At 61.9% G+C, this 13,173-nt stretch carries 15 protein-coding genes and 2 tRNA genes; 12 read left to right on the top strand and 5 right to left on the bottom strand.

What is annotated here, in order from left to right:
• The first annotated feature begins 105 nt into the window (after positions 1–105).
• Positions 106–179: transfer RNA gene (locus NGR_RS18780), tRNA-Cys, on the top strand.
• Positions 180–1,123: 944 nt separating this feature from the next.
• Here the strand turns inward: NGR_RS18780 and NGR_RS18775 are convergent.
• Complete coding sequence (locus tag NGR_RS18775; protein ID WP_012708046.1) at positions 1,124–1,414, bottom strand: hypothetical protein; 291 nt, start codon at positions 1,412–1,414, stop codon at positions 1,124–1,126.
• 141 nt (positions 1,415–1,555) lie between these two features.
• On the opposite strand from NGR_RS18775, the gene NGR_RS18770 reads away from it, so the two are divergent.
• From NGR_RS18770 to NGR_RS18760, 3 genes are all read left to right on the top strand, one after another.
• Positions 1,556–1,630 (top strand) — tRNA-Asn (locus NGR_RS18770).
• A gap of 79 nt (positions 1,631–1,709) precedes the next feature.
• Positions 1,710–2,063: an SMR family transporter gene (locus tag NGR_RS18765; RefSeq protein ID WP_012708045.1), complete on the top strand. Its 354-nt coding sequence runs from the start codon at positions 1,710–1,712 to the stop codon at positions 2,061–2,063.
• Positions 2,060–2,386 (top strand): SMR family transporter, encoded by a 327-nt coding sequence (locus NGR_RS18760; RefSeq protein ID WP_012708044.1) that lies wholly within the window; start codon positions 2,060–2,062, stop codon positions 2,384–2,386. The genes NGR_RS18765 and NGR_RS18760 overlap by 4 nt, the downstream gene beginning before the upstream one ends.
• Here the strand turns inward: NGR_RS18760 and NGR_RS18755 are convergent.
• Positions 2,374–3,222, bottom strand: coding sequence for an SDR family NAD(P)-dependent oxidoreductase (locus NGR_RS18755; RefSeq protein WP_164924320.1), 849 nt, complete (start codon positions 3,220–3,222; stop codon positions 2,374–2,376). The genes NGR_RS18760 and NGR_RS18755 overlap by 13 nt on opposite strands.
• 116 nt (positions 3,223–3,338) lie before the next feature.
• Between NGR_RS18755 and NGR_RS18750 the strand changes: the two genes are divergently transcribed.
• The 6 genes from NGR_RS18750 (at position 3,339) to NGR_RS18725 (ending at position 7,331) form a co-directional block, all read left to right on the top strand.
• Positions 3,339–3,533: a hypothetical protein gene (locus NGR_RS18750; protein ID WP_164924319.1), complete on the top strand. Its 195-nt coding sequence runs from the start codon at positions 3,339–3,341 to the stop codon at positions 3,531–3,533.
• A gap of 1 nt (position 3,534) precedes the next feature.
• Positions 3,535–4,575, top strand: coding sequence for a cysteine synthase A (locus NGR_RS18745; protein WP_012708041.1), 1,041 nt, complete (start codon positions 3,535–3,537; stop codon positions 4,573–4,575).
• Between the two features lie 5 nt (positions 4,576–4,580).
• A complete protein-coding gene (locus NGR_RS18740) occupies positions 4,581–5,330 on the top strand; it encodes an alanyl-tRNA editing protein (protein ID WP_012708040.1) in 750 nt (249 codons plus the stop codon).
• Positions 5,331–5,347: 17 nt separating this feature from the next.
• On the top strand, positions 5,348–6,211 hold the full coding sequence (sseA, locus tag NGR_RS18735; RefSeq protein ID WP_012708039.1) for a 3-mercaptopyruvate sulfurtransferase: 864 nt from the start codon (positions 5,348–5,350) through the stop codon (positions 6,209–6,211).
• A gap of 5 nt (positions 6,212–6,216) precedes the next feature.
• Positions 6,217–6,780, top strand: a complete 564-nt coding sequence (locus NGR_RS18730) for a GNAT family N-acetyltransferase (RefSeq protein ID WP_012708038.1) — start codon at positions 6,217–6,219, stop codon at positions 6,778–6,780.
• A gap of 83 nt (positions 6,781–6,863) precedes the next feature.
• The gene (locus NGR_RS18725) at positions 6,864–7,331 is read left to right on the top strand and encodes a DUF1203 domain-containing protein (RefSeq protein WP_012708037.1); all 468 of its coding nucleotides are present in this window, start codon (positions 6,864–6,866) and stop codon (positions 7,329–7,331) included.
• A gap of 45 nt (positions 7,332–7,376) precedes the next feature.
• On the opposite strand, the gene ald is transcribed toward NGR_RS18725, so the two are convergent.
• On the bottom strand, positions 7,377–8,495 hold the full coding sequence (ald, locus tag NGR_RS18720; protein WP_012708036.1) for an alanine dehydrogenase: 1,119 nt from the start codon (positions 8,493–8,495) through the stop codon (positions 7,377–7,379).
• Positions 8,496–8,651: 156 nt separating this feature from the next.
• Between ald and NGR_RS18715 the strand changes: the two genes are divergently transcribed.
• Entirely contained in the window at positions 8,652–9,113 is a 462-nt protein-coding gene (locus tag NGR_RS18715; protein WP_012708035.1) for an Lrp/AsnC family transcriptional regulator, read from the top strand.
• A gap of 13 nt (positions 9,114–9,126) precedes the next feature.
• Here NGR_RS18715 and NGR_RS18710 read toward each other — a convergent pair whose 3' ends face one another.
• Positions 9,127–10,374: a GGDEF domain-containing protein gene (locus tag NGR_RS18710; protein ID WP_164924318.1), complete on the bottom strand. Its 1,248-nt coding sequence runs from the start codon at positions 10,372–10,374 to the stop codon at positions 9,127–9,129.
• A 209-nt stretch (positions 10,375–10,583) separates the two neighbouring features.
• On the opposite strand from NGR_RS18710, the gene NGR_RS18705 reads away from it, so the two are divergent.
• Entirely contained in the window at positions 10,584–12,566 is a 1,983-nt protein-coding gene (locus tag NGR_RS18705; protein WP_012708033.1) for a bifunctional 2',3'-cyclic-nucleotide 2'-phosphodiesterase/3'-nucleotidase, read from the top strand.
• Between the two features lie 271 nt (positions 12,567–12,837).
• Here the strand turns inward: NGR_RS18705 and NGR_RS18700 are convergent, their stop codons facing one another.
• Positions 12,838–13,158, bottom strand: a complete 321-nt coding sequence (locus NGR_RS18700; protein WP_012708032.1) for an HlyU family transcriptional regulator — start codon at positions 13,156–13,158, stop codon at positions 12,838–12,840.
• Positions 13,159–13,173 lie beyond the last annotated feature (15 nt).

The raw sequence follows: 13,173 nt of genomic DNA, 5'->3' as shown, positions 1-13,173 counted from the left end.
AACATCAGTTCGGAAATCTCCAGGAGGTTTTTCAGGCATCTGGTCTTGCAAAAATAAGTTGGACGGGCTAAACGCCCGCCATCGCTCGATTTTCCGAGCATGAGAGGCCTCGTGGCGGAGTGGTGACGCAGAGGACTGCAAATCCTTGTACCCCGGTTCAATTCCGGGCGAGGCCTCCAAAAATTTCTTCGATGAAATCAGCTAGATGCCTGAACCGACTCCGGAAAGTCGGCTGATTTCATGTCGCGTCATGTTGCAATCAGGTTCGAGAGCCACGGCGACTCGACGCGACATGGTATGCAATATGAAAAGCCCGCCGATCCTTTCGGATGGGCGGGATTTGGGGACTTGCGTTTATCAGCTCAGTTGCCCGTGCCGGTCCTGCCCGCGCCGTCACCAGTGCCACCGCCACTGCCGCCACCAGTACCACCTCCGCCTGTGCCGGTGTCACCACCACCGCTGTGACTGCCGCCGTCCTGTCCCGGGGCGGGAGCCGGACCGGGAGTGCCGTACGCCTGGGCGGTGCCGCCATCATGCATGACAATCGACGAGATTATCGGGAGGGCCGCCGCCATTGACAGTCCGAGCACGGATGCCGCGATGGTTCTCGGAAGCTTTTTCATAGTCATTCTCCTTAGACGTCCGCCTTCGCATGGGCAGATTGTTGCTGCCATATGCGTGGGACACTCCTCCCGTCAGACATATTCCAATGCTCAGAGTGGCCGTACCGAGACAGGCGCCTTCTTTCCGCCGTCCGGCATGTCGGCGGTATCAAGGTATAGGGGCCCTGCCCGAACGTTTTCCCACTGTGGGAGGCGGAACTAATCCACGAAATCCGGGTTAATAGCAGTTACCCTTACAAGGGCGATGGAAACTCTGTTGAGCGGCACCCGTTGGGCTATGGGTGTCGCTCTTTCTCTGCTCGCTGGTTCCGATTTGAATTTCAAACAGCGCCTACATCATAGGCACACAAGCCCCTCGTCGCTGACCATCTGCAAGGTCATGCGACGGCCTTACGACAGCGCGGCACAAAAGGCGCCGTGGCACTCTGTAGGGCTCAATGTTCCGATTCTTGGATCAGCGCCGATTTGACCATGCCGTCGTCGCCGCGGCGACAAGCCGCTCACTTCCCCGAGGAATTCTCCGTGCCGCGCCGACGGGCCCACCAGACGGCGAGCTTGCGGCGCGCCCGGCGCACCGCAGGAATGTCATGCGACAGGACGAGCAGGCCGAGCGGAACCATCCAGAAGCCGAGGACCGGCAGAAAACCGAGCAAGCCACAAACGACGAGCAGGGAGCCGATCAGGATGCGCAGCAGCGGCGAATCGGGCAACGGGATACGCCACGTGCCGAGCACGATTTGACGGGTTTGTGGATCGATGCCGAAATACCTCTTCTTGCCGTCGTTCGTCATTATGCCTCTTTCAACCAACACCCCAACAGTTGGTGCTTTCTCCACAGGCCCGCAACCGGCTCCCGAGATTTTTTTTGAAAAACCGCTTGGCAAATCGAGAAAGCATTTGTATTAGCAGCCTCACTTCTGCGGCGCAGATGATCCCTGGTAGCTCAGCGGTAGAGCACTCGACTGTTAATCGATAGGTCGCCGGTTCGAATCCGGCCCGGGGAGCCAGTTTCGAAGAGCCATTCGCGGCGAGAGCCCGAGTGGCTCTTTTCATTTGTCGCCTCACCCAATTTCATAAAGGTGACTTATGCGCTTGGCGTGGCTTTTCCTTGGGCTCGCGATTGCGACCGAGGTGGTCGGATTGACCGTCATGAAGGCGGCCTCGATGTCGACCGCCTATGTCGGCCACGCCGTCATGTATGCGTCGATTGCGCTCTCCTACGTGTTCCTCGCAAGGGCCGTGAAGACGATCCCGGTCGGCGTCGCCTATGCGATCTGGGAAGGTTCGGGCGTCGCACTCATCACCCTCGTCTCGGTATTCGTCTTCAACCATGTGCTGAGCGGCCGCGAAATTCTCGGCCTGTCGATGGCCGTGGCGGGCATCCTGCTTGTCAACGCCGGGAGACCCGACGGGGAAACGGCGGACGAGGCGGCGGCATGAGTGCATCGGGCCTCTCTTTCGCCTTCGCCGTCATGGCCGGCATCCTCGACGTTGCCGCGAATCTCGCTTCGACGAAGTCGAACGGGTTCGTGAAGCGCGGCTGGGGTGCACTTTCGATCCTGCTTGTGCTTGCCGCCTTTGCTCTGCTGGCCGAAGCCGTCCGGGGCATGGAACTGGCAATCGCCTATGCCGTGCTAGGCGGCACCGGAATTTTCGGCACGGCGATCTGCGGCCGGCTCTTCTTCGGAGAGAAGCTGAAGCCGATCGGCTGGGCCGGCCTGATTCTCATCTTCGGCGCGGTGTTGGTGCTTCACACCGCCTGACGCGGTCGCTTGTCGGACGGCGACTGCTTGTGCTTCGGAGCGGCACCATGCGGGCCCGGGCCGGAGACGAGCCAGTCGAGAAGGGCGAAATAGGCGCCATAGGGCAGCAACCGCAGCAACTTGACGGCATAGGTGAAGCGTTTCGGGAAGGTGATCTCGAAATGTCTCGACTTCAGTCCCGTGCAAATCCATTCCGCCGCCGCCTCGGCGCTGACGAGAGCCGGGCGCGGGAGATTGCTCTTCACCGAGCCACGCGTCGCGACGAAGCCAGGACAGATCAGCTGGAGCCGGATGCCGATCCGGTCGAGGTCGAATTTCAGGCTCTCGGTCATGTTGATCAGCGCCGCCTTGGTGGCGCCGTAGGCTGCGCTCATGGGCAGCCCGCCATAGCCTGCCACCGACGACATGATGGCGATCTGCCCATGTCCGTTCGCCTTCATATGCTCGACCAGGGGCACGAGACAGTTGACGACGCCGTGCAGGTTGACCGCGAAGCTCTTGTCAAATGCGTCAAGGTGAAGATCGTCGCCGCGCACCGGTATGGCGACACCCGCATTGAGGATCGCCAGCACCACCCGGCCATGCTCGTATTCGACCGCGGTCAGCAACCGTTCCATGTCGCGCGGATCGGTGACGTCGCCGTCGAGCACGACGATCTTTCCCGGCCCTTCCGCCTCATGTTGGAGAGCGACCAGTTTGTCATGGCTGCGCGCAGTCACAACGACCGAGTAACCTTCCTCCACCAGCCGTAGCGCCACGGCGCGCCCTATTCCCGAACTCGCCCCGGTGACCCATGCCCATCCATGCTCCGGCCTGGCGGTAAATGCAGTCATCATTTCGTCCTCGCTCGTCGTTCGGGGAAGTGTGCGCTTCCCACGGCTCGGCGCGTCCGAGCCCGCTCCTCTCCGACGGCAAATCCTGCCCGCACGCTTCCTCCTCCAGCCGTCAATTGATGGCGGAGACGATTTTTGCCCGGGACAGGAAAGCGGCGAAACGCTATTTCTTGCCTATTGATCAGCCTGCGCCGAAAACACGCCAATATTTCGGCGATCCTGCTCTTACTCCAAAGGTTTATCGCTTGCCGTTCGTCGAGGTTAATGGTTGGCTGAGGCCCGGCGTTCGTTCCGTCCAGCGTGAGGTTTTCTAAGATGAGTGTCTATCCGTCCGTGCTCGAAGCCATCGGCAATACGCCGCTGATCCGGCTCAATGCCGTTTCCGAAGCCACCGGCTGCACCATCCTCGGCAAGGCGGAATTCCTCAATCCCGGGCAATCGGTGAAGGACCGGGCAGCGCTCTGGATCATTCGCGAGGCCGAGAAGGCCGGTCAGTTGCGCCCCGGCGGCGTGATCGTCGAAGGAACGGCCGGCAACACCGGCATCGGGCTGGCAGTCGTCGGCAGTGCGCTTGGATATCGCACCGTCATCGTCATTCCCGAAACGCAGAGCCAGGAAAAGAAGGACGCGCTGCGCCTTCTCGGAGCGGAGCTCGTCGAAGTTCCGGCCGTGCCCTACAAGAACCCCAACAACTACGTGAAGATTTCCGGCCGGCTGGCGGCCGAACTCGCCAAGACCGAGCCGAACGGCGCCATCTGGGCGAACCAGTTCGACAATGTCGCGAACCGCGAGGCGCATGTCCAAACGACCGCGCCGGAGATCTGGCGCGACACGGACGGCAAGGTCGACGGCTTCATTTGCGCAGTCGGCTCCGGCGGGACGATTGCCGGCGTGGCAGAGGGCCTGCGCGCCAAGAACCCTGCCGTCAAGATCGGCATTGCCGATCCGGAAGGGGCGGCGCTCTACAACTACTACGCCCATGGCGAACTGAAGGCGAGCGGAAGCTCGATCACCGAGGGCATCGGCCAGGGCCGCGTTACCGCCAATCTCGAGGGCTTCACGCCCGATTTCGCCTACCAGATTCCCGATTCGGAAGCGGTGCCCTATGTGTTCGATCTGATCGAAAAGGAGGGCCTCTGCGTCGGCGGTTCGAGCGGCATCAATATCGCCGGCGCGGTTCGACTGGCGCGAGAGCTCGGCCCCGGACATACGATCGTGACGATCCTTTGCGACTATGGTAACCGCTATCAGTCGAAACTCTTCAATCCGGACTTCCTTGCCTCGAAAGGCCTGCCCGTCCCGGCCTGGCTGAACAAAAGCTCCAACATCACCGTTCCATACGAACCAATCGGATAGTCTTCATGACCAGCACCGTGACCGCCCTTTTCCGGGAGGATTTCTACCTCTCGACCTGCGAAGCAAGCGTCACGGCAATCCTGGAAGACGGCGGGATCGAACTCGACCAGACCTGTTTCTATGCGACCTCCGGCGGACAACCGGGCGACACGGGTTTCTTGGAGCGCGAGGACGGCAGCCGGATCGCAATCGCGAACACACGGCATGGCGCAAGCAAGGACGTCATCGTGCATGTCCCCGCCGATGGACAGGCACGGCCGGCGATCGGCGAGAAACTCGTCCTCCACATCGACTGGCCGCGCCGGTACCGGCTGATGCGGATGCATACGGCATGCCACCTGCTCTCCGTCGTCTGCCCCTACCCGATCACCGGCGCCGCGGTCGGCGAGGAAGAGAGCCGTGTCGATTTCGACATGAGCGAAACGATCGACAAGGACGAGGTAACGGCGGCGCTGATGAAGCTCGTCGAAGCGAATCATCCGGTCTACGTGCAATGGATCACCGACGAGGAACTCGCCGCCAATCCGGGTATCGTCAAATCGAAGAATGTCCGGCCGCCTAGCGGCATGGGCCGGGTGAGCCTGGTGTGCATCGGCGAAAGTTCCTCCATCGACAGCCAGCCATGCGGCGGCACACACGTTTCGGAGACGCAGGAAGTCGGCGCTATTCACATCGCCAAGATCGAAAAGAAAGGTAAGGAGAACCGGCGCTTCCGGATACGTTTCGGAACGGCCGAAAACCCTGCCGCCCCTTAAGCCATCGAGGAACGACAATGACCAACGATAACAACAAAAGAAGCGCCTTCGTCGTTGCCCCGGACTGGCTCGAGCAGCATCTCGGCGATCCGGGCATCAGGATCGTCGACGCCGCCTGGTACCTGCCGGCGCAACAGCGCGATCCCAAGGCGGAATACAGGGCCGCGCATATCCCCGGAGCGGTCTTCTTCGACCAGGATGCGATCGCCGACCAGGCAAGCGGTTTGCCGCACACCCTCCCCTCGCCGGAGGGCTTTGCGAGAGCCGTCGGGGCGATGGGCATCAGCGAGAACGACACGATTATCGTCTATGACGGACCGGGTATCTTCACGGCGCCCCGGGTCTGGTGGATGTTCCGCATCATGGGCGCGAAGAATGTCTTCGTTCTTGACGGCGGCATGGACGGCTGGAAGGCGGACGGCAGACCGACGACCGCCGAGGTCCCGAGCCCCGCGCCGCAGACCTTCCATGCAAGCTTTAACGCGCGGGCCGTCACCTCCTTCGAGCGCATGAAGGATATCGTCGAGAACCGCCTCGCCCAGGTGGCCGATGCGCGCGGCGCCGGCCGCTTCAGCGGGGAGGAGCCGGAACCACGCGCCGGCATGCGGTCAGGCCATATGCCCGGCGCCAGAAGCCTTCCCTCCGGCGTTTTCTCCGAAGGCGGCAAGCTCAAAGACCTCGACGCTTTGCGCCAAACCTTTGCGAATGCCGGCGTCGACCTGACGAAGCCGGTCGTGACGACCTGCGGATCGGGCGTGACCGCCGCAATCATCACGCTTGCACTTCAATCATTGGGACATACGGACAATACGCTCTATGATGGTTCCTGGTCGGAATGGGGCGGCCGGCTGGATACCCCGGTCGCCATCGGTAGAGAGTGATAGCCATGCAAGGATCGAAGCCCGCTGCGATCACGGCACATGTGACTGAACTCGAGATGACGTCGCCGCCGAAGCAAAGCCTGCCGGTGCCCGTCAATATACACACCGCGATCCTGCGGGTGTCCGACATCCCGCTGCCCTACTATCGCTTCCTCTATCTGCGCGTCGGGAGACGCTGGCACTGGGCGGAGCGGCTGCGGATGAACGACGAAGACCTTGCGGCGGTGCTGCACGACAGGCGCACGACGCTGACGGTTCTCTACGTCAACGGTGCTCCCGCCGGTTTCTTCGAGCTGCAGCAGCGGGATGGCGACGTCATCGACCTCACCCATTTCGGACTCATGGAACATGCCCTCGGCCTCGGCCTCGGCAAATGGTTCCTGCTGCAGACGCTGTTCGCCGCCTGGGCGATGGACCCGCGCAAGGTGACGGTGACCACCAACAGCCTCGATCATCCGCGCGCCCTGCAGCTCTATCAGCAGTTCGGCTTTTCCCCGGTCGCGACGCGGGAGGCGATCATTCGGCCTTTAAGCGACGACGAGCTGCTCACCTTCGCAAAGAAGCTCTGAACGGGCCGCTCCGGCAAGTTTCGGGTGTCGCAAGCAAGCGCAAGGCGCCATTCTCCTCGTCGAAAACGATGAGGAGAGACCCCATGACGCTGCGATACGTCGCGATGCCTGAGATGGATGCGGAACGGCTGCGGCAAGGTGGCGGGGATGCCTTTGGCAACCTGCCGGAACGGCGCGTCTCGGACGGCGACGGCGTTCCGTGCCGACACTGCCTGCGCAATGTCGAGGAAGGCGAGGCTTACCTGATCCTTGCCTATCGGCCGTTTTCGTCAGCCCAGCCTTACGCTGAAACGGGGCCGATCTTCATGCATGCGGATGCATGCCCGGCGGCCGACAGATCCTTGCTTCCGCCCATCCTCACATCCAGCAGAGATTACCTGCTTCGCGGATACAGCGCCGACGAGCGCATTGTCTACGGAACCGGTGGCGTGGTGCCTGCGGAGAATCTCGAGCAGCGGGCAGAAGAGCTATTGGCACGGCCGGATGTCGCCTATGTGCATGTGCGCTCCGCCAAGTACAATTGCTACCAGTGCCGCATCGAGGCGGCCTGAGGCAGCCCGGCGCCCTTTAGCGCCGGGCCAGCTTGAGCTCTCCGCTCAGGCGACGTTGAGGACGCTCTCCGGCGCGTAGGAATCATAGCCGAGCGCTTCGGCGACGGGTGCGTTCGTCACCCGACCCCTGTGAACGTTGAGGCCGGCTCGCAAATGCCGGTCCTCGGCTATCGCCTTGAGGCCACGATCGGCAAGTTGCAGGCCGTAGTAGAGCGTCGCGTTGTTGAGCGCATGGGCCGAGGTGATCGGCACGGCGCCAGGCATGTTGGCGACGCAGTAGTGCACGATACCATCCACCTCATAGGTCGGCTCGGAATGGGTCGTCGCGTGCGAGGTCTCGAAGCAACCGCCCTGGTCGATCGCAACGTCGACGATCACCGCACCCTTCTTCATGCCCGACAGCATTTCCCGCGTGACGAGCTTGGGCGCGGCCGCACCGGGTATCAGCACGGCGCCGATCACGAGGTCGGCGGAAAACACTTCCTCCTCCAGGGCGTCGATCGTCGAATAGCGGGTATGGACGCGGCCGTTGAAGATGTCGTCGAGCTGGCGCAGGCGCGGGATCGAGCGGTCGATGATCGAAACGTCGGCGCCAAGACCGACAGCCATTTTCGCGGAATGCAGTCCGACGACGCCGCCACCGATGATCGCCACCTTGGCGGGAAGCACGCCGGGCACGCCGCCGAGCAGGATGCCACGGCCGCCATTGGCCTTCTGAAGCGAGGTAGCGCCTGCCTGGATGGCAAGCCTACCGGCCACTTCAGACATCGGTGCAAGCAGCGGCAGGCCGCCGCGCTCATCCGTTACCGTTTCATAGGCGACCGCGGTAACGCCCGAGTTCAGCAGTCCCTTGGTCTGCTCGGGATCCGGCGCCAGATGAAGATAGGTGTAGAGAATTTGGCCGTCGCGCAGCTGCGCCCATTCGGAAGGCTGCGGCTCCTTGACCTTGACCACCATGTCCGATTTCTCGAACACGTCCTTGGCCGTCGGAACGATCCTCGCTCCCGCGGCGCGATAGGCGTCGTCATCCGCGCCGATCCCCGTTCCGGCTTTCGTTTCGACGATCACCTCGTGGCCATGGGCAACGTATTCCCGCACCGAACCGGGCGTCAGGCCGACCCTGTATTCATGGTTTTTGATTTCCTTCGGGCAACCGACACGCATCCTTGCGTTCCTCTCCTGTCTGTGCGCTTGCGCAACATTGATGATCAGACAAGCAAAACAGATGGCGCCGAGAATGTCCTTGCGAAGTCGCGCCCATCGGCGCACTGCTTTCGTGGTTTGTTGCACGAAGATAGCGATTTTTAGGGGAAATCACAAATGGGCCAGCTGGATGCCATTGATCGTTCGATTCTGCGCGTTCTGCAGCAGGACGGCAGGATCTCCAACGCCGATCTCGCCGCGAAGGTCGGCCTGTCGGCATCCGCCTGTTCGCGGCGCGTCGACATCCTCGAAAAAAGCGGCACGATCGCCGGCTACCATGCCCGCATCGCGCACAAGGCGCTCGACTACAAGATCATGGTCATCGTGCATATTTCGCTCTCCGGCCAGTTCGCCAAGACGCTGGCCGAATTCGAATCGGCGGTGAAGCTCTGTCCCAATGTGCTCGTCTGCTACCTGATGTCCGGGGAATACGACTACATCCTGCGCGTCGCAGCACGTGATCTGGAAGACTATGAGCGCATTCACCGCGACTGGCTGTCGGCGCTGCCGCATGTGGTGAAGATCAATTCGAGCTTCTCGCTGCGCGAGATCATCGACCGCCCGAATGTCGGGATTTGACGCGCTGCGCGGATCAGCGCCCGACGACGCGGTTGCGGCCGGTGTTTTTGGCGGCATAGAGCCGAATATCCGCCTGCGCCAGCAGTTCCTGGATGCCGGCGCCGTCGGCAAGCGTGGATGAAACGCCGATGCTGGCGGTAACCGGATAACCGTTCGGTGTCTTGACGCCGTCGGAGACGGCAATCCGTATGTCCTCGGCCCGTGACTGAACGCCGGCATAAGGGAGACCCGGGCAGAGCACGACAAACTCCTCGCCGCCATAGCGAAACAGGCGATCCTCGGGCTGAAGCTTGGTCTTTACGGTTTCGGCCAGTTTCTGCAGCACGCGATCGCCTTCCATATGGCCGAACCGATCGTTGACGCTCTTGAAACGGTCGACATCGATGATCATCAGGCTGACCGGGGCACTTTGGGCCACCGCGTCGCGCATGATCCGCTGCCCCTCCGCCTCGAAGCGGCCACGGTCCAGCGCACCCGTCAGCGTATCGTGACCCGAACGCGACAGCAGATCCTCGTAACGCTCGCGAAAGGTGAGATCGTTGAAGATGTCGCCGAGCGGCCGGTTCGAGATCGCCAGGAAGGTATGGCGCGAGGCGTTGAGATAAAAGCCGATGGCGATCGCATAAAATGGTGCCGCCAGCATCTTCGCCATCCAGCCGCCCCAGAACACCTCGGCCGGCGCACCGTTGACGAAGCGGAGCGCGGCATAGAAGCCGAGTTGGTCGAATGTCAGCACGACCACGCCGCAGATCAGGAAGCGGATCGTCACGAAGCGCCGAAACCATCGACCGAGCTTCTCGTAGAGCAGGATGATGATCAGGGAGTCAAAATAGAGGAGCGTCGTACCCCAGACCATCAGCCAGCCCATTTCGTCGATAAAGGCGATATCGGCGAAACGGCCGGGCACGATCGACACCGTCTCATGCCGCCTCAAAAGCAGGCTGAGCGCCACGGTCAGAAAGTTGCCGGCAAGCAACCCGTAGATCGGCTGCCGGACGGTCGCCGCGTCCTCCTTCACATACAGGAGGAGAATCATCATGAGCTTGCCGGAAAAGAACACGGCCGAGCCGGGAGAAATCACTCCGAATGGCAGCTGAACATAGAAGACGGCGGCAAGATAGGTCTCGATGAAATGCATGACGCCGAGGGCCGCCACGAAAACGCCGAGCCCCAGACGGGAGCGCAAATGCAGCAGCCCGATCATCGACGCGACATAGACCAAGGCCTCGGCAAGCAGGAGCATGAGATTGGCGTATGGCATGCGCGTCGGAGACTTTCGTTTTCACTTGAATCGCTCCTTAACGCTAGAACTTGAATAAAGCTTTACCGAGCGACCTATGCGGGCAAGACGAGGCAAGAATCCGCCCCTTGCGGTTCGGCGGCAGTCGGTCATAGTCGCGCGGTCAGGTTGCGCAGACGACCGCCATGGCGGCGCTTGCACGTCCTGATCTGTCCAATACGGAGACCGCCATGCCATCGACGACCGCACTGCATCCCATTTCCCGCCGCGCCCTGCTCGGCGGCCTGGCTGCCTCCTCCGCCCTCGCCGTCCTGCATCCTTTTTCCGTGAGAGCTGCCGCCAATCAGGCCCATCTCAGGATCATGGAAACGACCGACCTGCACGTGCATGTGTTTCCCTACGACTACTACGCCGACAAGCCGAACGACACACTCGGCCTCGCACGTACCGCCTCGATCATCGATGCGATCCGCGCCGAGGCGACCAACGCCATACTCGTCGACAATGGCGACTTCCTGCAGGGCAACCCGATGGGCGATTACATTGCCTACAAGCGCGGCATGAAGGCGGGTGACATTCACCCGATCATCGCCGCCATGAACGTGCTCGGCTACGATTGCGGCACGCTCGGAAACCACGAGTTCAACTACGGCCTGGATTTCATGTTCAATGTGCTTGACGGCGCGAACTTTCCGATCGTCTGCGCCAACCTGACCAAGGGAGCGCTCGCCGCCGGGCCGCGTCAGGACCAGCTTTTCCTCAAGCCCTACGTCATTCTCGACCGCAAGGTGAAGGACGGTGCCGGCCAGAAGCACCCAATCCGCATCGGGCTGATCGGATTCGTACCGCCGCAGATCATGACCTGGGACGCCAAGAACCTCGAAGGAAAGGCAAGCGCACGCGATATCGTCAAGGCCGCGGAGGCCTGGGTGCCGCAGATGCGCGAGGAAGGCGCCGAAATCGTCATCGCCCTCTCCCACTCCGGCATCGGACAGCAGGCCTATGCCGAGAACCTCGAAAACGCCTCGGTACCGCTGGCGGCGATCAATGGTATCGACGCGATCGTCACCGGCCACAGCCATCTCGACTTCCCGGGGCCGAAATTCGAGGCGACTGCCGGCGTCGACAACAAGACGGGGCTGATCTCCGGCAAGCCCGGCGTGATGGGCGGCTTCTGGGGCTCCCATCTGGGCCTGATCGACCTGCTTGTCGAGCGCGACGGCGGCGCATGGCGGGTGGTCAGCTCAACGAGCGAAGCACGGCCGATCTACCGCCGGGAGGAGAAGAAGGTCATCGCCGAGGTCGGCGACAAGGCGGAGGTTCTGGCGGCGGCGCAGAAGGACCACGAGGCGACGCTCGCCTATGTCCGCACGCCCGTCGGCAAGACCTCCGCGCCACTTTACTCCTATTTCGCGCTCGTCGCCGACGACCCCTCTGTGCAGATCGTCAGCCAGGCGCAGACCTGGTACATCCGCGATATGCTGAAGGACACCGAACACAAGGACTTGCCGGTGCTTTCGGCGGCCGCCCCCTTCAAGGCCGGCGGCCGCGGCGGTGCCGACTACTATACTGACGTTGCCGCCGGCGACATCGCCATCAAGAACGTTGCCGATCTCTACCTCTATCCCAATACCGTGCAGGCGGTCGTCATCGCCGGCGAGCAGGTGCGCAACTGGCTCGAAATGTCGGCCGGCATCTTCAACCAGATCGCCCCGGGATCAACTGACGCCAACCTGATCAACGGCGACTTCCCATCCTACAATTTCGACGTGATCGACGGCGTCACCTATCAGATCGATCTTTCGCAGCCGGCGAAATACGACAAGGACGGCAATCTCGTGAACGCCACGGCCAGCCGCATCCGCGACCTCAAGTTCGACGGCAAGGCGATTGATTCCGCGCAGAAATTCGTCGTGGCGACCAACAACTACCGCGCCGGCGGCGGCGGGCATTTTCCTGAAATCGCCGCCGACAAGGTCGTCTTCGTCGCCCCCGATACCAATCGCGACGTCATCGTGCGCTACATCGTGGAGCAAGGGACGATCAACCCTTCGGCCGACGCCAACTGGAAGTTTGCACCGCTCAAGGACACCAGCGTCGTCTTCGACAGCAGCCCGAAGGCAAGGCAGTTTCTGGCCGAGGTCAAGGCCGTCACCGTTGAAGACGCCGGCGACGGCGCCGATGGCTTCGCTCGTTTTCGCATCAGGCTATAGCGGGTGCAACTGGCTACTCCCCTCTGGCCTGCCGGCCATCTCCCCCACAAGGGTCCCACAAGGGGGAGAATAGATGTGGGCCCGCTCTGCGCTTCAATCGAACCGTTCCGCTTGCAGACACGACACCGTCGGGGCAAGAGTCGAGCCGCACATAGTCTCCCCCCTTGTGGGGGAGATGGCCGGCAGGCCAGAGGGGGCTAGCACCCCAAGAACCTCGATTTAAAAATTAAGAGATTTCTCCAACCGATTGCTGCAGAACAGATAGTTCCGCTTACACCGACCGGGACTGGGCCTCGTCGGAGAAGAGCGCCGCGCGCTGCTCATCGATGATCTGCCGCCCCTTGCGGAGGGCCGAATCGATGGCGTCCTGCTCGGTGGTGAAGAGATCGGCGCGAATGAAATTGCGCACTTTCGTGCCGCCGTCCGGCATCGTCTTTTCGATGCTGCCGGCCAGCCGGAATTGCGCGCCTTCGCGCATCGGCGTGGCCCGGATCAGGCAATCCGCATAGGTCTCGGTCTTGCCCGCAACGGGCTCGGCCTGCTTTTCGGGGCCACCGGAGAAGCCGAACAATTTCGAGAGAAACGATGCCATGTCTCATGGTTAGCC

Source organism: Sinorhizobium fredii NGR234 (assembly GCF_000018545.1).
Lineage (GTDB): Bacteria > Pseudomonadota > Alphaproteobacteria > Rhizobiales > Rhizobiaceae > Sinorhizobium > Sinorhizobium fredii_A.
This window is presented reverse-complemented; position numbering and strand designations above follow the sequence as displayed.